This is a genomic window from Sphingomonas canadensis (genome assembly GCF_026013525.1).
Classification (GTDB): domain Bacteria; phylum Pseudomonadota; class Alphaproteobacteria; order Sphingomonadales; family Sphingomonadaceae; genus Sphingomonas; species Sphingomonas canadensis.
This window is the reverse complement of record NZ_JAPDRA010000004.1, coordinates 21,155-40,231: the sequence shown is the minus strand read 5'-3', so window position 1 is coordinate 40,231 and position 19,077 is coordinate 21,155. Positions and strand designations below refer to the sequence as shown.

Sequence of the window (19,077 nt, the reverse complement as noted above, 5' to 3'; positions counted from 1 at the left end):
GCGCGACCTTCCTGGCGTGCGCTATCACGTGCTGCGCGGCGTTCTCGACACCCAGGGAGTCAAGGACCGCAAGCAGAGCCGTTCGAAGTACGGCGCCAAGCGTCCGAAGTAATCACAGCCAGAGTAGGCCCCGGACAGGTTCCGGACCGGCCGAAGTTCTAGAAGGAAATCTAAGATGGCTCGTCGTCGTCGTCCCGAGAAGCGGGAAGTTCTGCCGGATCCCAAGTTCGGGGATGTGGTGCTTTCGAAGTTCATGAACTCGGTCATGCTGGACGGCAAGAAGTCCGTCGCCGAGAGCATCGTCTATGGTGCGCTCGACACGATCGAGAACCGGGCCAAGAAGGACCCGATCGGCGTGTTCCATGAAGCGCTCACCAACGTGAAGCCCTTCATCGAGGTGCGCAGCCGCCGCGTCGGCGGTGCGACCTACCAGGTCCCCGTCGAGGTCCGTCCGGAGCGCGCGCAGGCGCTGGCGATCCGCTGGCTGATCGCATCGGCCCGCAACCGCAGCGAGAACACCATGGCCGCCCGTCTTTCGGGCGAGCTGATGGACGCCGCCAACAACCGCGGCAACGCGGTGAAGAAGCGCGAGGACACGCACCGCATGGCGGAAGCGAACCGCGCGTTCAGCCACTATCGCTGGTAATACTGGCGCTGGTGACTTTCTGACCTACTTATTGGGGAGCCGGACCGTCCGGCTCCCCACATTGCTAAGGAACCCCTGAAATGGCCCGCAGCCATCCGCTCGAGCGTTATCGCAATATCGGCATCATGGCGCACATCGACGCCGGCAAGACGACGACCACCGAGCGTATCCTTTATTACACCGGCAAGTCCTACAAGATCGGCGAGGTCCATGAGGGCACCGCGACGATGGACTGGATGGTGCAGGAGCAGGAGCGCGGGATCACGATCACGTCGGCGGCCACGACGTGCTTCTGGAAAGATCACCGGATCAACATCATCGACACGCCGGGCCACGTCGACTTCACCATCGAGGTGGAGCGTTCGCTGCGCGTGCTCGACGGCGCGGTCGCGTGCTTCGACGGCGTTGCCGGCGTGGAGCCGCAGTCGGAAACCGTGTGGCGCCAGGCGGACAAGTACAAGGTTCCGCGGATGTGCTTCATCAACAAGCTCGACCGCACCGGCGCCAATTTCGAATTCTGCGTCCAGTCGATCATCGATCGCCTGGGTGCGACGCCTGCCGTCCTCTATATCCCGATCGGGATGGAAAGCAGCCTGATCGGCCTCGTCGACCTGGTCGAGAGCCGCGCGATCGTCTGGAAGAACGACGGCCTGGGTGCCGAGTTCGAATATCAGTCGATCCCCGACGATCTGGTCGAGAAAGCCGCCGAGTGGCGCAACAAGCTGATCGAACTCGTCGTCGAGCAGGACGACGACGTGATGGAGCAGTATCTGGAGGGCAACGAGCCCGACGCCCCGACGCTGCGCCGCCTGATCCGCAAGGGCACGCTGGGCCACGCCTTCGTTCCCGTCGTCTGCGGTTCGGCGTTCAAGAACAAGGGTGTCCAGCCGCTGCTGGACGCGGTGGTCGACTATCTGCCGAGCCCGCTCGACGTGCCCGCCATCAACGGCGTCAAGCTGGACGGCGTGACCGAGGATTCGCGCCCGTCGTCGGACGACGCGCCGTTCTCCGCGCTGGCGTTCAAGATCATGAACGATCCGTTCGTGGGCACGCTCACCTTCGCGCGCATCTATTCGGGCAAGCTCGAGAAGGGCTCGTACCTGAACTCGGTGAAGGACAAGAAGGAAAAGATCGGCCGTATGCTCCTCATGCACGCGAACTCGCGTGAGGACATCGACGTGGCCTATGCCGGCGACATCGTCGCGCTCGCGGGTCTGAAGGAGACCACGACCGGCGACACGCTGTGCGATCCGGCGAACCCGATCATCCTGGAGCGGATGGAATTCCCCGAGCCGGTGATCGAGCTGTCGGTGGAGCCGAAGACCAAGGCGGATCAGGAGAAGATGGGCATTGCGCTCAATCGCCTGGCTGCGGAGGACCCCTCGTTCCGCGTTTCGACGGACCATGAGAGCGGCCAGACGATCATCAAGGGCATGGGCGAGCTTCACCTCGACATCCTGGTCGATCGCATGAAGCGCGAGTTCAAGGTCGAGGCGAACGTCGGCGCGCCGCAGGTGGCGTACCGCGAATATCTCGCCAAGCCGGTCGAGCTGACCTACACCCACAAGAAGCAGTCGGGCGGCTCCGGCCAGTTCGGCGAAGTGAAGGTGAAGGTCATCCCCGGCGAGCGCGGCTCGGGCTTCCAGTTCTTCGACGAGATCAAGGGCGGCAACATCCCGCGCGAATATATCCCGTCGGTGGAAAAGGGCATGCGCGAGACGGCGGAGACCGGGTCGCTGATCGGCTTCCCGATCATCGATTTCGAGGTCCACCTGATCGACGGCAAGTACCACGACGTCGACTCGTCGGCGCTGGCCTTCGAAATCTGCGCGCGCGGCGCGATGCGTGAAGCGGCCCAGAAGGCCGGCATCAAGCTGCTCGAGCCGATCATGAAGGTCGAGGTCGTCACCCCGGAGGAATATCTGGGCGACGTCATCGGCGACATGAACAGCCGCCGCGGCCAGATCCAGGGCACCGACACGCGCGGCAACGCGCAGACCGTCGAGGCCATGGTGCCGCTGGCGAACATGTTCGGCTATGTGAACCAGCTCCGCTCGTTCACCCAGGGCCGCGCGCAGTACAGCATGCAGTTCTCGCATTACGACGAAGTGCCTGCGAACGTGGCCGAGGAAGTGAAGGCGAAGCTCGCCTGAGGCGGGCGGAACCTGCATTCCGGCGGTTGACGCCACTTTCATTATCGTGATCATCTCCCCCGAGAATATTTCGGGGGAGAGATTTCATGCGTCCGACGGTCCTTGCCTGCGCCACTGCGGCGCTGCTGACGCTTTCCGGCTGCGGAGGGACCGCCGAGGCGCCCGTCGCGAACAAGACGGCCAATTACGGCCCTGCCTGGCCCGCGGAGGCCCCTGCCTATCTGCCCGCCTATCCCGGCGCGATGATGGGCAATTTCAAGCCTGGCACCGGCGCGACGGCCGCGGGCGCGACCATCACCTTCACCACCTCCGACGCGCCCGAGAAGGTGGTCGAATTCTACAAGTCGCGCGCCGAGGGCGCGGGATACAAGCAGGTATCCGACAACAGCACCGACAGCGCCGGCGCCAAGAACCGCATCGTGGCGCTGGAGGACAAGGGCACCAAGCGTTCGATGAGCATCTTCACCAACGCATCGCAGGGGATGACCAGCGTCTCGCTGATCTTCAGCGGCGAAAAGGCGAAGTAACGCGCGCCGGCGGCGCCGGCAGACGCTCCTCCGGCGATTCTGTTCGCGTAACATTGACTGGCCCGCCCGGCCATGGTCCCCTCCGCCCCAGGAAACGAACATGGGGGAGAGGCCATGATGCGCGTTTCGTATCGCACGGCGTTGATCGCCGTGACGGTCCTGCTGGCCGGTTGCGGCGGATCCAAGACCCGGACGGTGACCGGCGAGGACGACCAGCGGGTGGACGTGACCACCACCGCGGGCGGGGAGACCAAGGTAACGACCACCGGGGCGGATGGATCGAAGGGCAGCTACAGCACGGGCGGGGCGTGGCCGAAGGACGCGCCGGAATATGCCGCGGCCTATCCGGGCGCGGCGGTTTCCGGCAGCTTTTCGGGGACAAGCGATGGCGGATCGGGCTCCACCGTCACCTTCACCACCGGCGATCCGCCCGACAAGCTGGTGGCCTTTTATCGCCAGCGCGTGGAGGCGGCGGGGATGAAGCAGGTTTCCAGCTTCGACGCGCAGGGAACGCAGATGACCGCCTGGCTGGACGAGCCGAACGGGCGCCAGTTCAGCCTGCAGACGACATCGGCCGAGGGACGCACCACCGCGACGTTGATATACGGCACCAAGGCGCCCTGAACGGGGCTTTGCGGGGCGGGTTCACCCCGGCGCTGGACAATCGGGCGTGGTACCGCCATATCGCCCCTCCGCGAGCTGCGAGATCGGGAGCGAGATTCGCTCTGGATATCCCGGATCGCTTGGGCTAAGGGCGCCGCTTCGTCGCCGGTCCCGTTCGCGGGCCGGTGGTATGTTCGGGGCGCCCGCCCTGATCCATGGACGACAGGTTTCGTAGCGCCGAGCGCCCGGCGGCGGTTCGGTTTGATAGACAGAGGAAGAAATGGCGAAGGCAAAATTCGAGCGGAACAAGCCGCACGTCAACATCGGCACCATCGGTCACGTCGACCATGGCAAGACGTCGCTGACGGCGGCGATCACGAAGGTGCTCGCCGAGACCGGCGGCGCGACCTTCGTCGACTATGCCAACATCGACAAGGCTCCCGAGGAGCGCGAGCGTGGCATCACCATCTCGACCGCGCACGTCGAGTATGAGACCAGCGAGCGCCACTATGCGCACGTCGATTGCCCGGGTCACGCCGACTATGTGAAGAACATGATCACCGGCGCGGCGCAGATGGACGGCGCGATCCTGGTGGTGTCGGCCGCCGACGGCCCGATGCCGCAGACCAAGGAGCACATCCTGCTCGCGAAGCAGGTCGGCGTGCCGACGATGGTCGTGTTCATGAACAAGGTCGATCAGGTCGACGATCCCGAGCTGCTCGAGCTCGTCGAGCTCGAAATCCGCGAGGAGCTTTCGAAGCGCGACTTCCCGGGCGACGACATTCCGATCGTCAAGGGTTCGGCTCTGGCCGCCCTCGAGGATTCGAACGACGAGATCGGCAAGAAGGCGATTCTGGAGCTGATGGCGGCGGTTGACTCGTTCATCCCGACCCCGGAGCGTCCGCTGGACAAGCCGTTCCTGATGCCGATCGAGGACGTGTTCTCGATCTCCGGCCGCGGCACCGTGGTGACCGGCCGCGTCGAGACCGGCATCATCAAGGTGGGCGAGGAAGTCGAGATCGTCGGCATCACGAACACCCAGAAGACCACGGTCACGGGCGTCGAGATGTTCCGCAAGCTGCTCGACCAGGGCCAGGCCGGCGACAACATCGGCGCGCTGCTGCGCGGCACCAAGCGTGACGAGGTCGAGCGCGGCCAGGTTCTCGCCAAGCCGGGTTCGATCACCCCGCACACCGAGTTCAGCTCGGAAGTGTACGTCCTGTCGAAGGACGAGGGTGGCCGTCACACGCCGTTCTTCGCGAACTATCGTCCGCAGTTCTACTTCCGCACCACCGACGTCACCGGCGAGGTCACCCTCCCCGAGGGCACCGAGATGGTGATGCCCGGCGACAACGTGTCGCTCGGCGTGAAGCTGATCGCTCCGATCGCCATGGACCAGGGCCTGCGCTTCGCGATCCGCGAAGGCGGCCGCACGGTCGGCGCCGGGGTTGTGGCCGAAATCAAGAAGTAATATAGACGCGCTCCGCCGCCCGATTCCGCCAGGGATCGGGCGGCGGCCGTTTTTTGGGTACAACAGCAAGAGGTCCGGCAGCGGACCCCGCTCTTTCGCATCGGTAGGGACATGGAAACGCAGAACATCCGCATCCGCCTGAAGGCGTTCGATCATCGCGTGCTCGATCAGGCGACCGGCGACATCGCCGACACGGCCCGCCGCACCGGCGCGCTCATCCGTGGTCCCATCCCGCTCCCGACCAAGATCGAGAAGTTCACGGTGAACCGTGGGCCGCACATCGACAAGAAGTCGCGCGAGCAGTTCGAGGTGCGCACCTACAAGCGCATGCTCGACATCGTTCAGCCCACCCCGCAGACGGTCGACGCGCTGATGAAGCTCGATCTGGCGGCTGGCGTTGACGTGGAGATCAAGCTGGCCTAAGGGCCGCGCTTCGCGAGATTCGCGTTTCCCCGTCACGGGGATTCGCTTTGCTCCTCGACCGGCCCCCCGGGGTTCGACGTAAGGAGCGGAGGGCGCCGCAGGGCGCACTCAGAACGACTTAGGGATACCGCCGGCTCCTTCGGGAAGTCCGGGTCTGCGTCCCCCGTCATTCCGGCCTTCGGGCTGGGGCAGCCCGGACGGGGCACGCATCATATTTTGGGCTGAGGCACGCACCCGGGGGAATCGTCCCGCGGGTGCCTCTGTAGGGAGCAACTGGATCATGCGCACTGGCGTGATCGCGAAGAAGATGGGGATGACCCGCCTGTTCCAGGACGACGGCCGCCACGTGCCGGTCACCGTCCTGGCGCTTGAAGGCGTTCAGGTCGTCGCCGTTCGCGACAAGGAAAAGGATGGCTATGTGGCGGTGCAGATCGGCGCCGGCACGGCCAAGGTGAAGAACGTCGCCAAGCCGCAGCGCGGCCATTTCGCCAAGGCGGAAGTGGAGCCGAAGGCGCAGCTTTGCGAGTTCCGCGTCGCCGACGACGCCGTGCTGGAAGTGGGCGCGGAGATTTCCGCCGACCATTTCGTCGCCGGCCAGCTCGTCGACGTTTCGGGCCGCACGCAGGGCAAGGGCTTTGCGGGCGCCATGAAGCGCTGGGGCTTCGGCGGTCTGCGCGCCACGCACGGCGTGTCGGTGTCGCACCGTTCGCACGGTTCGACCGGTAACCGCCAGGACCCGGGCCGCGTCTTCAAGAACAAGAAGATGGCCGGCCACATGGGCGACCGCAACCGCACCCAGCAGAACCTGGAAGTGGTGGGCACCGACGCCGAGCGCGGCCTGATCTTCGTCAAGGGTTCGGTTCCGGGCCACAAGGGCACCTGGCTGATCGTCAAGGATGCCGTGAAGGTTTCGCGTCACGCCGAGGCTCCCTATCCGGCCGGCCTGAAGGCCGTCGCCAACAGCAACGAGGCTCCGGCCGAGGCCCCCGCCGCGGCGGCCCCCGAAGCCACCGAAGGCCAGGAGGGCTGAACGTGAAGGTCAAGGTACAGACCCTCGACGGCGGCAAGGGCTCGGACATCGAGCTCAACGACGCCATTTTCGGTATCGAACCGCGTGCGGACATCCTGCATCGCGTGGTGACCTGGCAGCTTGAGAACCGCCGCGCCCCGGCGCGTGCGACCCGCGAGCGCGCCGACGTCGCCCGGACGGGCAAGAAGTGGGGCCGCCAGAAGGGCGGCGGCACGGCCCGTCACGGCGATCGCCGCGCCCCGGTGTTCATCGGCGGCGGTAAGGCGCACGGCGCCCGCGCCCGCGAGTTCGGCCAGTCGCTGAACAAGAAGATCCGCGTGCTGGGCCTGAAGATGGCGCTTTCGAGCCATGCCAAGTCGGGTTCGCTGATCGTCCTCGACACGCTGGACCTGAAGGACGCCAAGACCAAGGCGCTCCGCGGCGACCTGGCCAAGCTGGGCCTGGGCAAGACCGCGCTGGTGATCGACGGCGACGCCGTGACCACGAGCTTCGCGCTCGCCGCGCGCAACCTGCCCGAGGTGGACGTGCTGCCGGCGATCGGCGCCAACGTCTACGACATCCTGAAGCACGACACGCTGGTGTTGACCCGCGCTGCCGTCGAGAAGCTGGAGGCGCGCTTCAATGGCTAAGAAGCAGAAGGCGGCCGTCGACAATCGTCACTATGACGTGATCGTCGCGCCCCACATCACCGAGAAGTCGACGCTGGTGTCCGAGCACAACGCCGTCGTCTTCCGCGTCGCCAGCGACGCGACCAAGCCGGAGATCAAGGCTGCGGTCGAGGCGCTGTTCGGCGTGAAGGTGACCGGCGTGAACACGCTGGTCTCCAAGGGCAAGACCAAGCGCTGGAAGGGCAAGCCCTACATGCGCTCGGATGTGAAGAAGGCGATCGTCACCCTCGCCGAGGGCGACCAGATCGACGTGACGACGGGAATCTGAGGCGATGGCACTCAAGCATTATAATCCGACGTCGCCGGCCCGCCGCGGCCTGATCCTCGTCGACCGTTCCGGCCTGCACAAGGGCGGCCCGGTGAAGGCGCTGACCGAAGGCAAGCGCAAGACCGGCGGCCGCAACAACAAGGGCCATGTGACCTCGCGCGGCATCGCGGGCGGCCACAAGCAGCGCTATCGCATCATCGATTTCAAGCGCCGCAAGTGGGACGTCGAGGGCACCGTGGAGCGGCTGGAGTATGACCCCAATCGCACCGCCTTCATCGCGCTGGTGAGCTATCCGGACGGCGAAGTGGCGTACATCCTGGCCCCGCAGCGGCTTGCCGCGGGCGACAAGGTGATCGCCGCCAAGAAGGCCGACGTGAAGCCGGGCAACGCCATGGAGCTGGGCCAGATCCCGGTGGGCACCATCGTCCACAATGTGGAGATGAAGCCGGGCAAGGGCGGCCAGATCGCGCGCGCCGCGGGCACCTATGTCCAGGTCGTCGGCCGCGATCGCGGCATGGTGATCGTCCGCCTGAACTCGGGCGAGCAGCGCTACATCCATGCTTCGTGCATGGCGACGGTTGGCGCGGTCTCGAACCCGGACAACGGCAACCAGAACTTCGCCAAGGCCGGCCGCAGCCGCTGGCAGGGCAAGCGTCCGCTGACCCGCGGCGTGGCGAAGAACCCGGTCGATCACCCGCACGGCGGCGGTGAAGGCCGCACCTCGGGCGGCCGCCATCCGGTCACCCCTTGGGGCAAGCCGACCAAGGGTGCGCGCACCCGCAACAACAAGGCGACGGACAAGATGATCATCCGTTCGCGCCATGCGAAGAAGAAGGGCTGATAGATGGCTCGCTCGGTTTGGAAGGGTCCCTTCGTGGACCTGCATCTGCTCAAGAAGGCAGAGGCTGCGCAGGAGCAGGGCAGCCGCGCCGGTCCGATCAAGACCTGGTCGCGCCGCTCGACGATCCTGCCGCAGTTCGTTGGCCTGACGTTCAACGTCTACAACGGCCGCAAGTTCGTGCCGGTGTCGGTCAACGAGGACATGGTGGGCATGAAGCTCGGCGAGTTCGCGCCGACCCGCTTCTTCCCCGGCCACGCCGCTGACAAGAAGGGCAAGCGCTAATGAGCAAGCAGGCAGCCCCCCGCAAGGTCGCCGATAACGAGGCCCTTGCCGTCGGCACGCAGATCCGCGGTTCGGCCCAGAAGCTGAACCTGGTCGCGGGCCTGATCCGCGGCAAGAAGGCCGGCGAGGCGATGAACATCCTCGCCTTCTCGAAGAAGGCGATGGCGGTCGACGCGCGCAAGGTGCTGGCTTCGGCCATCGCCAATGCCGAGAACAACCACAACCTCGACGTCGACGCGCTCGTCGTCGCCGAGGCTTCGGTCGGCAAGTCGATCACGATGAAGCGCTTCGCGACGCGCGGCCGTGGCAAGTCCACCCGCATCCTGAAGCCGTTCAGCCGTCTGCGCATCGTCGTCCGCGAGCAGGAAGAAGCATAATGGGTCAGAAGTCGAACCCGATCGGTCTGCGCCTGCAGATCAACCGCACCTGGGACAGCCGCTGGTTCGCGGAAGGCGCCGATTACGGCCGCCTGCTGCTTGAGGACCTGCGCATCCGCCAGTTCATCATGAAGACGCTGCCGCAGGCGGCGATCTCCAAGGTGGTGATCGAGCGTCCGGCCAAGCTGTGCCGCATCTCCATTTATGCCGCGCGCCCCGGCGTGATCATCGGCAAGAAGGGCGCGGACATCGAGAAGCTTCGTAAGAAGCTGGGCGCGATGACCAGCTCGGACGTGTCGCTGAACATCGTCGAGATCCGCAAGCCGGAAGTCGACGCGAAGCTGGTGGCGCAGGGCGTCGCCGAGCAGCTCGAGCGCCGCATCGCCTTCCGCCGCGCGATGAAGCGCGCGGTGCAGTCGGCGCTGCGCCTGGGCGCCGAGGGCATCCGGATCAACTGCGGCGGCCGCCTGGGCGGCGCGGAGATCGCACGTACCGAATGGTATCGCGAGGGCCGCGTTCCGCTGCACACGCTGCGCGCGAACGTCGATTATGCCGAGGCCGAGGCGCACACCGCCTATGGCGTCTGCGGCGTGAAGGTCTGGATCTTCAAGGGCGAGATCCTGGGCCACGATCCGATGGCTACCGACCGGCTTACGCTTGAGGCGCAGACCTCGGGCGTGCGTCCGGCGCGCTGAGATTGAGGAACTAGAGCAATGCTGCAACCGAAGCGCACCAAGTTCCGCAAGGCGTTCAAGGGCCGCATCCATGGCGATGCCAAGGGCGGCGCGACGCTGAACTTCGGCGCCTATGGCCTGAAGGCGATGGAGCCGGAGCGGATCACCGCGCGGCAGATCGAGGCGGCCCGCCGCGCGATCACCCGCCACATCAAGCGCCAGGGCCGTTTGTGGATTCGCATCTTCCCGGACGTTCCGGTGTCGTCGAAGCCGGCCGAAGTCCGCATGGGCTCGGGCAAGGGCTCGCCGGAATTCTGGGTGGCCCGCGTCAAGCCCGGCCGCATCCTGTTCGAGCTGGACGGCGTTCCCGGCCCGCTCGCGGCGGAAGCGTTCGAGCGCGCGGCGATGAAGCTGCCCATTCGTACCAAGGTCGTGGCGCGTCTCGGCGACACGTCGCACCTGGAGGGTTGAGGAAAATGACCAAGGCTACCGACCTTCGGGCGAAGACCGACGATCAGCTCAGCGAGGATCTGGGCAACCTGAAGCGCGAGGCGTTCAACCTGCGCTTCCAGGCGGCGACCAGCCAGCTTGAGAAGCCGTCGCGCGTCAAGGAAGTGCGCCGCGATATCGCCCGCATCAAGACGCTGCAGTCCGAGCGCTCGCGCTCGGCGGCGAAGTAAGAGGACAGGAACCATGCCGAAGCGCGTGCTGACCGGGAACGTGGTTTCCGACAAGGGCGACAAGACGGTGGTCGTGCTGGTGGAGCGCAAGGTGAAGCACCCGCTCTACGGCAAGATCATCCGCCGCTCGAAGAAGTATCACGCCCATGACGAGGCGAACGAGTACAAGGCCGGCGAGACCGTGCGCATCGAAGAGACTGCGCCGATCTCCAAGCTGAAGACCTGGAAGGTTATCGAGCGCGTGGGCGTCGCCAAGGGCCCCACGGTCGAGGCCGACGTCTGATTTTCTCCCCGCTCCGGCGGGGACCATGGGCTCCCGCCCCGGCGGGGTTCGAAGAAGCAAGGAACCGCCGGGCCGTGTCCCGGTAGGCCAAGAGAGAAGGAACCGGATCGATGATCCAGATGCAGTCCAATCTCGACGTCGCGGACAACAGCGGCGCGAAGCGGGTGCAGTGCATCAAGGTGCTGGGCGGGTCGAAGCGCCGCTTCGCCGGCGTGGGCGACGTGATCGTCGTCAGCATCAAGGAAGCCGCGCCCCGCGGCAAGGTGAAGAAGGGCGACGTTCACCGCGCGGTGATCGTGCGTACCGCCAAGGACGTGCGCCGCGCCGACGGATCGGTGATCCGTTTCGACGGCAACGCCGCGGTGCTGGTGAACAAGAACGAGGAGCCGATCGGCACCCGTATCTTTGGCCCGGTGGTCCGCGAGCTGCGCTCCAAGGGCTTCATGAAGATCATTTCGCTCGCTCCCGAGGTGCTGTGATGGCTGCTGCGAAGATCAAGAAGGGCGATCGCGTGATCGTTCTGAGCGGCAAGGACAAGGGCCGCCAGGGCGACGTGATCCAGGCTCTCCCCAAGGAGGGCAAGGTGGTGGTCGAGGGCATCAACGTCCACGCGCGCCACGTGAAGCCGACCCAGGGCGATCCGCAGGGCGGCATCAAGCGTTCGGCGGCGCCGATGCATGTGTCGAAGGTCGCGCACGTGACCGCCGACGGCAAGCCGACGCGCGTCCGCTTCGAAACCCGTGACGGCAAGAAGGTTCGCGTCGCCGTCAAGACCGGGGAGGTCATCAATGGCTGACAAATATGTTCCGCGGATGCGGAAGCTCTATGACGAACAGATCGCGAAGGCGATGACCGAGAAGTTCGGTTACAAGAACGTCATGGAAGTGCCGAAGATCGAGAAGATCGTGCTCAACATGGGCGTCGGCGAGGCTACCCAGGACCGCAAGCGCGTCGAGCAGGCTGCGCAGGAAATGGAGCTGATCGCGGGCCAGAAGCCGGTGGTCACCAAGGCCAAGAAGTCGATCGCGCAGTTCAAGCTGCGCGAGGGCATGGCGATCGGCTGCAAGGTCACGCTGCGCCGCGAGCGGATGTACGAGTTCCTCGATCGCCTGGTGACGATCGCGATGCCCCGCATCCGCGACTTCCGCGGGCTGAACCCGAAGAGCTTCGACGGCCGTGGCAACTATGCCATGGGCCTGAAGGAGCAGCTCGTGTTCCCCGAGATCAACTACGACAAGATCGACAAGGTCCGCGGCATGGACGTGATCGTCACGACCACCGCCAAGACCGACGATGAGGCCCGTGAGCTTCTCCGGCTGTTCGGCTTCCCCTTCCCGCAGGAAGAGCAGAAGCAGGCCGCGTAACCATTTGAAGAAGAGAGCTTAAGTCCATGGCGAAACTGAGTTCGATCAATAAGAACGAGCGTCGCAAGAAGCTGGTGAAGAAGTATGCCGGCCGTTATGCGAAGCTGAAGGCGATCGCGAACGACAAGTCGCTCGACGAGACCGAGCGCCTGATCGCGCGCCTGAAGATGGCGGAGATCCCGCGCAACGGGAACCCGACGCGCATCCGCAACCGTTGCGAGCTGACCGGCCGTCCGCGCGCCTATTATCGCAAGTTCCGTCTCGCCCGCGTCATGCTGCGCGATCTGGCCAACAAGGGCCTGATCCCCGGCGTCACCAAGTCGAGCTGGTAAGGGTCAAGAAGATGGCAGTGACCGATCCCCTGGGTGACATGCTCACCCGCATCCGCAACGGCCAGCGCGCCCGTAAGGACAGCGTCCTTACCCCGGCGAGCAAGCTGCGTGCCCGCGTGCTCGACGTGCTTCAGCGCGAGGGCTATATCCGTGGCTACAGCCAGGAGCAGATGGGCCCCGTGGCCGGCATCCGCATCGAGCTGAAGTATTTCGAGGGCCAGCCGGCGATCAAGCATGTCGCCCGCGTCTCGAAGCCCGGCCGCCGCGTCTATTCGGGCTCGCAGGAGCTTCCGCGCGTGCGCAACGGCCTGGGCATCACCATCGTATCGACGCCCCGTGGCGTTCTGTCCGACGCCGAGGCGCGCGAGCAGAACGTGGGCGGCGAAGTGCTGGCGGAGGTGTTCTGATGAGCCGCATCGGCAAAAGGCCGGTCAGCGTCCCCGCGGGCGTGACGGCGAACATCGACGGCGGCGTGCTGAGCGTGAAGGGCCCCAAGGGCGCCCTGAGCCTGACGCTTGCCGACGACATCAAGTACGAGGTTCAGGACGGCGGCATCAGTGTGCAGCCGGCCAACGACACCAAGCGCGCGCGCTCCTTCTGGGGCATGCAGCGCACGCTGGTGCAGAACCTCGTCACCGGCGTGACCGAGGGCTTCACCAAGAAGCTGTTGATCACCGGTGTCGGCTATCGCGCCAACGCGCAGGGCAAGACGCTGAAGCTCCAGCTCGGCTACAGCCATGACGTGGACATCGCCGTGCCGGAGGGGATCGAGATCAAGACCCCCGATCAGACCACGATCGAGATCTCCGGCATCGACAAGCAGAAGGTCGGCCAGATCGCGGCCGAGATTCGCCGCTGGCGCAAGCCCGAGCCCTATAAGGGCAAGGGCATCAAGTACGACGGCGAGTTCATCTTCCGCAAGGAAGGGAAGAAGAAGTGATGACCAAGGGTCTCTCCCTTTTCGAGAAGCGGCGCCGCCGCAACCGCACCGCGCTGCGCGCGCGTTCGGGCGGCCGTCCGCGGCTTTCGATCCATCGTTCGGGCAAGCACATCTATGCCCAGGTGATCGACGACGCACAGGGCCGCACGATCGCTTCGGCCTCCACCATCGACAAGGGCGCGAAGGGCAAGACCGGCGCGACCGTCGAGGCGGCTCAGGAAGTGGGCAAGCGCGTTGCCGAGGCCGCCAAGGCCGCCGGCATCACCGCGGTGGTGTTCGACCGTGGTGGCTTCCTCTATCATGGCCGCGTCAAGGCGCTGGCCGATGCCGCTCGTGAGAGCGGGCTGGAGTTCTGATAATGGCTGACGAACTGAACCAGGCCCCCGAGGCCACCGGCGCGGGCTTCGAAGCCCCGGAAGGCGGCGACAACCAGGGCGGCCGCGGCCGCCGTGGCCGTGGCGGCGGCGATCGTGGCGGCCGTGGCCGTGACGGCCGCGGGCGCCGCGACGACCGCAACGCGCGCGGCGGCGAGGAAGGCGGCGAGGAGCTGATCGAAAAGCTCGTCCACATCAACCGCGTCTCCAAGACCGTGAAGGGCGGCAAGCGCTTCGGCTTCGCCGCGCTGGTCGTGGTGGGCGACGGCAAGGGCCGCGTCGGCTTCGGCCACGGCAAGGCCCGCGAGGTTCCCGAGGCCATCAGCAAGGCGACCGCTTCGGCCAAGAAGAAGATGGTCCGCATCCCGCTGAAGGAAGGCCGCACGCTGCACCATGACGGCAACGGCCATTTCGGCGCCGGCAAGGTCACGCTGCGTTCGGCGCCGCAGGGCACCGGCATCATCGCGGGCGGCCCGATGCGCGCCGTCTTCGAGAGCCTGGGCGTGGCCGATGTGGTGACCAAGTCGGTCGGCACGTCGAACCCCTACAACATGATCCGCGCGACCTTCGAGGCGCTGACCGAGCAGACTTCGCCGAAGTCGGTCGCCCAGCGGCGCGGCAAGAAGATCGCCGACCTGCTCGGCCGCGGCGGTTCGCAGACCGCCGAGGCGGATGCGGCCGCGATCACGGAGTAAGCCACCATGGCGAAGATCAAGATCAAGCAGACCGGTTCGCCGATCCGCCGCACCAAGGACCAGCGCGCGACGCTGGTCGGCCTGGGCCTCAACAAGATGCACCGGGTCAGCGAGCTTGAGGATACCCCCGAGGTCCGGGGCATGATCCGCAAGGTCGCTCACATGGTCGAGGTGGTGGGCTGAACGGCCCAGGCGCCTTTTCCGGGTGACAGACAAGGGGAGGGGGGCTAAGCGCCCCCTTTCCAATTTTCAGCGCGACAGAAGCGAAAGCGAGTGCATACGATGAAACTCAACGATATCCGCGACAACCAGGGTGCCCGCCAGGGCCGCGTCCGTGTGGGCCGCGGCATCGGTTCGGGCCTGGGCAAGACCGCCGGCCGGGGCCAGAAGGGCCAGAAGAGCCGCGAGGGCGTCTCGATCAAGGGCTTCGAGGGCGGCCAGATGCCGCTCCACATGCGGCTGCCGAAGCGCGGCTTCAACAACATCTTCGCCAAGGACTATGCCGAGGTGAACCTGGGCGCGATCCAGAAGATGATCGACGCCGGCAAGCTGACCGCGACCGACATCGACCATGCCGTGCTGAAGGCTGCCGGCCTGGCGCGCGGCGGCAAGGACGGCGTCCGCCTGCTGGGCAAGGGCGAGCTGACCGCCAAGCTGAACTTCACCGTCGCGGGCGCTTCGAAGGGCGCGGTCGCCGCGGTCGAGAAGGCGGGCGGCACGGTGACCATCCCCGTGATCGTCCCGGCGGCGGAGAAGGCCAAGGCCAAGCACCGCACCGCCCAGGCCGCGAAGAAGGCCGCCAAGGCCTGAACCATGCTGTTCCCCGGCCACGGCCGGGGGCCAGTTTCGGGCCGCTCGGGACTGGGTCCCGGCCTATGCCGGGAAACAAATCGCTCCAGAGGTTAGACAAGGCCCGGAGCATGCCTATATGAGCGGCGGGGGCGGTCGAACGCTATCCCGCCGCTTTGGTTTCCAGGATAATCGCAAACATGGCATCTGCAGCCGATCAACTCGCCTCCAGCTTCAGCCTCGGCAAATTTGCCCAGGCGACCGAGCTCAAGAAGCGCCTGTGGTTCACGCTGGGCGCGCTGATCGTCTTCCGCTTCCTCAGCTATGTGCCGATCCCGGGCATCGACCCGACGGCGCTGGGCCTGCTGGCGCAGCAGGCGCAGGGCGGCGTGCTGGATTTCTTCAACAACTTCACCGGCGGCGCGCTCAATCGCGCGTCGGTCGTCGCGCTGGGCGTGATGCCGTACATCACCGCATCGATCGTGGTGCAGCTCGCGACCTCGCTGAGCCCCACGCTGGCGGCGATCAAGAAGGAAGGCGAGAGCGGCCGCAAGCGGCTGAACCAGTACACCCGCTACGGCACCGTGGGCCTGACCGCGGTGCAGGGGTGGTTCATCGCCGCGGGGCTTGAGGCCGCGCAGGGTTCGCCCGTGCTGGAGCCGGGCTATCTGTTCCGCATCACCGCGGTGATCTCGCTGATCGGCGGCACGCTGTTCCTGATGTGGCTGGGCGAGCAGATCACCAGCCGCGGCATCGGCAACGGCATCTCGCTGATCATCATGGCCGGCATCGTCGCCCGCCTGCCGCAGACGCTGGTGCAGTTCTTCGAGAGCGGCCGCACCGGATCGATCGATCCGATGCGCATCGCGATCATCGTGGTGTTCGTGGCCGCGCTGGTGCTGTTCATCTGCTTCATGGAGCGCGCCCAGCGGCGGATATTGATCCAATATCCAAAGCGGCAGACCGCGCGCGGCGTGCAGGCCGAGCGCAGCCACCTGCCGCTGAAGCTCAACACCGCCGGCGTGATCCCGCCGATCTTCGCCTCTTCGCTGCTGCTGCTGCCGCTGACGATCAGCCAGTTTTCGGGCCAGGCGACGACGACCGAGGGTTGGTGGGGCGAGACGCTGGTGTTCCTGAACACCTGGCTGCGCCACGGTTCGCCGGTGTACATGGCGCTCTATGGCGCGGGCATCATCTTCTTCTGCTTCTTCTACACCGCCGTGGTGTTCAATCCGGAAGAGACCGCCGACAACCTGAAGCGCTATGGCGGGTTCATCCCCGGCATCCGCCCGGGCAAGAACACTGAGATCTACTTCGATTACGTGCTGACCCGCATCACCGTGATCGGCGCGGCCTATCTGACCTTCATCTGCCTGATACCGGAATATCTGGTGGCTTCGATGGGGATCCCGTTCCTGATGGGCGGCACCAGCCTGTTGATCGTGGTCAACGTCACCATGGATACCGTCGCCCAGATCCAGTCGCACCTGCTGGCCCACCAGTATGGCGACCTGATCAAGAAGGCCAAGCTGAAGGGACGGATGCGGTAACAAGCCGCGACGCAAAGGGGAGATAGCGTTGAACATCATCCTGTTGGGCCCGCCGGGAGCCGGCAAGGGCACCCAGGCCAGCCGCCTCGTCGCGGAACGCGGCCTGGTGCAGCTTTCGACCGGCGACATGCTGCGCGCCGCCGTGAAGGCCGGGACGCCCGTGGGGCTGAAGGCCAAGGCGGTGATGGACGCAGGCGAGCTGGTGTCGGACGAGATCGTGTCGGGCATCATCGGCGAGCGGCTGGACCAGCCCGACACGGCGAACGGCGCGATCTTCGACGGATATCCGCGCACCGCGGCCCAGGCCGAATCGCTCGACGCACTGCTGGCCGAGCGCGGCCGCAAGCTGGACCGCGTAGTGGAGCTGGTGGTGGACGAGGACGCGCTGGTGGAGCGCATCACCGGCCGCTTCACCTGCGCGACGTGCGGCGAGGGCTATCACGACAAGTTCAAGCTGCCGAAGGTCGAGGGCACCTGCGACGTTTGCGGCGGGCATGAGTTCAAGCGCCGTTCCGACGACAATGAGGAAACGGTGCGATCGCGCATGGCCGAATATCGCGCCAAGACCGCGCCGATCCTGCCGATCTACGAAGCGCGCGGCATCGTTTCGCGCGTCGACGGCATGGCCGACATCGCCCATGTGGGCGAGCAGATCGACGCGATCCTGGACGGGCTGGGCTGAAAGGCGCGGGGCGGCGATGCGCCGCCCCGTCTGCTCCATTCGCATCGCGCCTTCCGCCCCCCCTGAAAGGGAGGCAGGGGAGGGCAATCATTCCCCCCGGCGTACCAGCGGCATCGCCGCGAAGGCGATTTGGCCGGCCAGCCCCAGCAGCCCCTGGGGCGTGAGCAGCGCGGCGGCCCAGCCGTTCGTGGTGCCGCCCAGTGCCAGCGCCAGGCCAAGCTCCGACGCCATCAGCAGCGCGAAGGCGACACCGCCCATCGCCGCGCGCCGCGGCGCCGCCAACGGGCCGAATCGGGTGAGGCACCAGCCGCAGGCGATCCATGAGACGCCGAGCATCAGCGGCAGCTCCGCCGCCACCGCCGCCATGGGGCCGATCGCCGGCGCCAGCCACAGCGTGCGCAGGGCGCCCAGCACGAAGCCCGCCGCGAACACGATCGCGAAATAGGCCAGCGCGGCGCGGATCATGCTCCCCATGGCGGCGATCCTATCGCCTGTCCCGGAATCGCACCATGCGGAGCTTTGCCAGGGCCGGGCGCGGCGCATAGGATCGGCGGGTATCCGAATACGGGAGGTCGCACGATGATTCGAACGGCACTGCTGGCGGCGGCGATCGCCGCGCTCGCCCCGGCCGCCCCGGCGGCGGCGGAGGTCACCGCCTCGTCCGACACGGCATTCACCGTCGAATATCGCATCGCCCTGGCCGCCTCGCCCGCCAAGGTGTGGGAGACGATCACGCTGCCCGGCGCGTGGTGGGAGGGCGAGCACACCTATTCGGGCAGCAGCGCCAACATGACGCTGGACCCGCGCGCGGGCGGATGCTGGTGTGAGAAGACCAAGGACGACGGCAGCGTCGAGCATATGCGCGTCCTCTATGCCCAGCCGCTGGCGATGCTGCGGCTCCAGGGCGGGCTGGGGCCGTTGCAGGCGATGCCGGTGACGGGCGTGCTCAGCTATGAGCTGAAGCCCGCGGGCGAGGGGACCGAACTGACGATCGTCTATTCGGTCAGCGGCGCGGGCGGCGGGCTGGCCGGGCTGGCGACGGTGGTGGACGAGGTGCTGGCGCTGCAATGGACCCGGCTGAAGGAAGCGGCCGAGGCGCCCTGAACCGGCGCGCATGCGAACATGACAGAGATTTCATCCGCGCGTCACCGGGACGCGGGGGTGGTGTGGCCTAGGGATGATCCCACGGCGCGGCGATGGGCCGGCCGCTGGGAGATTTGAAGATGAAGGCACGTTTCCTGATGCCCGCCGCCGCGGCGCTGGCGATGATCGCCGCCCCTGCGATGGCGGCGCCGGCCGCGCACCACCCGAAGGCGGCGAAGGTCCACAAGGCGCACAAGGCCAAGCCGGCGAAGAAGGCCAACAACGCCAAGGCCGCCAAGGCAGCGCCCGCCAAGACCAACTGATTCCCGCTCCCTCACCTTG

31 protein-coding genes and 1 pseudogene are annotated in these 19,077 nt (G+C 66.3%); 31 read left to right on the top strand and 1 reads right to left on the bottom strand.

The genetic code is table 11. The features are described from left to right. The 29 genes and pseudogenes from rpsL to OM513_RS09635 form a co-directional block, all read left to right on the top strand. Positions 1-112: pseudogene (gene rpsL, locus OM513_RS09775) on the top strand (30S ribosomal protein S12); the annotation flags it as partial. A 63-nt stretch (positions 113-175) separates the two neighbouring features. After that, the gene (gene rpsG / locus OM513_RS09770; protein WP_264943995.1) at positions 176-646 is read left to right on the top strand and encodes a 30S ribosomal protein S7; all 471 of its coding nucleotides are present in this window, start codon (positions 176-178) and stop codon (positions 644-646) included. Positions 647-726: 80 nt separating this feature from the next. Beyond that, positions 727-2,799 (top strand): elongation factor G, encoded by a 2,073-nt coding sequence (gene fusA / locus OM513_RS09765; RefSeq protein WP_264943994.1) that lies wholly within the window; start codon positions 727-729, stop codon positions 2,797-2,799. Between the two features lie 86 nt (positions 2,800-2,885). Continuing rightward, the gene (locus OM513_RS09760; RefSeq protein ID WP_264943993.1) at positions 2,886-3,326 is read left to right on the top strand and encodes a hypothetical protein; all 441 of its coding nucleotides are present in this window, start codon (positions 2,886-2,888) and stop codon (positions 3,324-3,326) included. Between the two features lie 114 nt (positions 3,327-3,440). After that, positions 3,441-3,950 carry a hypothetical protein gene (locus tag OM513_RS09755; protein WP_264943992.1) on the top strand — a complete coding sequence of 170 codons (510 nt, stop codon included), beginning with the start codon at positions 3,441-3,443 and terminating at the stop codon, positions 3,948-3,950. Between the two features lie 259 nt (positions 3,951-4,209). After that, positions 4,210-5,400, top strand: a complete 1,191-nt coding sequence (tuf, locus tag OM513_RS09750; RefSeq protein WP_264943991.1) for an elongation factor Tu — start codon at positions 4,210-4,212, stop codon at positions 5,398-5,400. 111 nt (positions 5,401-5,511) lie between these two features. Next, a complete protein-coding gene (gene rpsJ, locus OM513_RS09745; RefSeq protein ID WP_029936463.1) occupies positions 5,512-5,823 on the top strand; it encodes a 30S ribosomal protein S10 in 312 nt (103 codons plus the stop codon). A 280-nt stretch (positions 5,824-6,103) separates the two neighbouring features. Continuing rightward, entirely contained in the window at positions 6,104-6,853 is a 750-nt protein-coding gene (gene rplC / locus OM513_RS09740; RefSeq protein WP_264943990.1) for a 50S ribosomal protein L3, read from the top strand. A 2-nt stretch (positions 6,854-6,855) separates the two neighbouring features. Then, positions 6,856-7,482, top strand: a complete 627-nt coding sequence (gene rplD, locus OM513_RS09735) for a 50S ribosomal protein L4 (protein ID WP_264943989.1) — start codon at positions 6,856-6,858, stop codon at positions 7,480-7,482. Beyond that, positions 7,475-7,789, top strand: a complete 315-nt coding sequence (locus OM513_RS09730; protein WP_264943988.1) for a 50S ribosomal protein L23 — start codon at positions 7,475-7,477, stop codon at positions 7,787-7,789. The genes rplD and OM513_RS09730 overlap by 8 nt, the downstream gene beginning before the upstream one ends. 4 nt (positions 7,790-7,793) lie before the next feature. Further along, positions 7,794-8,630 (top strand): 50S ribosomal protein L2, encoded by an 837-nt coding sequence (gene rplB, locus OM513_RS09725; RefSeq protein ID WP_264943987.1) that lies wholly within the window; start codon positions 7,794-7,796, stop codon positions 8,628-8,630. A gap of 3 nt (positions 8,631-8,633) precedes the next feature. Then, positions 8,634-8,912, top strand: a complete 279-nt coding sequence (rpsS, locus tag OM513_RS09720) for a 30S ribosomal protein S19 (RefSeq protein WP_264943986.1) — start codon at positions 8,634-8,636, stop codon at positions 8,910-8,912. Further along, positions 8,912-9,289, top strand: coding sequence for a 50S ribosomal protein L22 (rplV, locus tag OM513_RS09715; protein WP_264943985.1), 378 nt, complete (start codon positions 8,912-8,914; stop codon positions 9,287-9,289). The genes rpsS and rplV overlap by 1 nt, the downstream gene beginning before the upstream one ends. Beyond that, on the top strand, positions 9,289-9,984 hold the full coding sequence (gene rpsC / locus OM513_RS09710) for a 30S ribosomal protein S3 (protein WP_264943984.1): 696 nt from the start codon (positions 9,289-9,291) through the stop codon (positions 9,982-9,984). Before rplV ends, rpsC begins: the two co-directional genes overlap by 1 nt. A gap of 18 nt (positions 9,985-10,002) precedes the next feature. After that, on the top strand, positions 10,003-10,434 hold the full coding sequence (gene rplP, locus OM513_RS09705) for a 50S ribosomal protein L16 (RefSeq protein WP_264943983.1): 432 nt from the start codon (positions 10,003-10,005) through the stop codon (positions 10,432-10,434). Positions 10,435-10,439: 5 nt separating this feature from the next. After that, complete coding sequence (gene rpmC, locus OM513_RS09700; RefSeq protein ID WP_264943982.1) at positions 10,440-10,643, top strand: 50S ribosomal protein L29; 204 nt, start codon at positions 10,440-10,442, stop codon at positions 10,641-10,643. Positions 10,644-10,656: 13 nt separating this feature from the next. Next, on the top strand, positions 10,657-10,926 hold the full coding sequence (rpsQ, locus tag OM513_RS09695) for a 30S ribosomal protein S17 (protein WP_264943981.1): 270 nt from the start codon (positions 10,657-10,659) through the stop codon (positions 10,924-10,926). A 110-nt stretch (positions 10,927-11,036) separates the two neighbouring features. Further along, positions 11,037-11,405: a 50S ribosomal protein L14 gene (rplN, locus tag OM513_RS09690; RefSeq protein WP_077511501.1), complete on the top strand. Its 369-nt coding sequence runs from the start codon at positions 11,037-11,039 to the stop codon at positions 11,403-11,405. Beyond that, positions 11,405-11,722: a 50S ribosomal protein L24 gene (rplX, locus tag OM513_RS09685; RefSeq protein ID WP_264943980.1), complete on the top strand. Its 318-nt coding sequence runs from the start codon at positions 11,405-11,407 to the stop codon at positions 11,720-11,722. Before rplN ends, rplX begins: the two co-directional genes overlap by 1 nt. Continuing rightward, the gene (rplE, locus tag OM513_RS09680) at positions 11,715-12,290 is read left to right on the top strand and encodes a 50S ribosomal protein L5 (RefSeq protein WP_264943979.1); all 576 of its coding nucleotides are present in this window, start codon (positions 11,715-11,717) and stop codon (positions 12,288-12,290) included. Before rplX ends, rplE begins: the two co-directional genes overlap by 8 nt. 26 nt (positions 12,291-12,316) lie before the next feature. Next, on the top strand, positions 12,317-12,622 hold the full coding sequence (rpsN, locus tag OM513_RS09675; RefSeq protein WP_264943978.1) for a 30S ribosomal protein S14: 306 nt from the start codon (positions 12,317-12,319) through the stop codon (positions 12,620-12,622). Between the two features lie 11 nt (positions 12,623-12,633). After that, positions 12,634-13,029: a 30S ribosomal protein S8 gene (gene rpsH, locus OM513_RS09670; RefSeq protein WP_264943977.1), complete on the top strand. Its 396-nt coding sequence runs from the start codon at positions 12,634-12,636 to the stop codon at positions 13,027-13,029. Further along, positions 13,029-13,562, top strand: coding sequence for a 50S ribosomal protein L6 (gene rplF, locus OM513_RS09665; RefSeq protein ID WP_264943976.1), 534 nt, complete (start codon positions 13,029-13,031; stop codon positions 13,560-13,562). Before rpsH ends, rplF begins: the two co-directional genes overlap by 1 nt. Continuing rightward, positions 13,562-13,918 carry a 50S ribosomal protein L18 gene (gene rplR, locus OM513_RS09660; protein ID WP_264943975.1) on the top strand — a complete coding sequence of 119 codons (357 nt, stop codon included), beginning with the start codon at positions 13,562-13,564 and terminating at the stop codon, positions 13,916-13,918. Before rplF ends, rplR begins: the two co-directional genes overlap by 1 nt. A gap of 2 nt (positions 13,919-13,920) precedes the next feature. Beyond that, positions 13,921-14,631: a 30S ribosomal protein S5 gene (rpsE, locus tag OM513_RS09655; RefSeq protein ID WP_264943974.1), complete on the top strand. Its 711-nt coding sequence runs from the start codon at positions 13,921-13,923 to the stop codon at positions 14,629-14,631. 6 nt (positions 14,632-14,637) lie between these two features. Further along, entirely contained in the window at positions 14,638-14,814 is a 177-nt protein-coding gene (gene rpmD / locus OM513_RS09650) for a 50S ribosomal protein L30 (RefSeq protein WP_264943973.1), read from the top strand. Between the two features lie 99 nt (positions 14,815-14,913). Further along, a complete protein-coding gene (gene rplO / locus OM513_RS09645; protein ID WP_264943972.1) occupies positions 14,914-15,441 on the top strand; it encodes a 50S ribosomal protein L15 in 528 nt (175 codons plus the stop codon). 179 nt (positions 15,442-15,620) lie between these two features. After that, a complete protein-coding gene (gene secY / locus OM513_RS09640; RefSeq protein ID WP_264943971.1) occupies positions 15,621-16,970 on the top strand; it encodes a preprotein translocase subunit SecY in 1,350 nt (449 codons plus the stop codon). 28 nt (positions 16,971-16,998) lie between these two features. After that, positions 16,999-17,652, top strand: coding sequence for an adenylate kinase (locus tag OM513_RS09635; RefSeq protein ID WP_264943970.1), 654 nt, complete (start codon positions 16,999-17,001; stop codon positions 17,650-17,652). An 87-nt stretch (positions 17,653-17,739) separates the two neighbouring features. Here the strand turns inward: OM513_RS09635 and OM513_RS09630 are convergent, their stop codons facing one another. Further along, positions 17,740-18,126 (bottom strand): hypothetical protein, encoded by a 387-nt coding sequence (locus OM513_RS09630; protein WP_264943969.1) that lies wholly within the window; start codon positions 18,124-18,126, stop codon positions 17,740-17,742. Between the two features lie 105 nt (positions 18,127-18,231). Between OM513_RS09630 and OM513_RS09625 the strand changes: the two genes are divergently transcribed. Both OM513_RS09625 and OM513_RS09620 read left to right on the top strand, forming a co-directional pair. Next, complete coding sequence (locus OM513_RS09625) at positions 18,232-18,756, top strand: SRPBCC family protein (RefSeq protein ID WP_264943968.1); 525 nt, start codon at positions 18,232-18,234, stop codon at positions 18,754-18,756. A gap of 119 nt (positions 18,757-18,875) precedes the next feature. Further along, positions 18,876-19,058, top strand: coding sequence for a hypothetical protein (locus OM513_RS09620; protein ID WP_264943967.1), 183 nt, complete (start codon positions 18,876-18,878; stop codon positions 19,056-19,058). Positions 19,059-19,077: the final 19 nt, after the last annotated feature.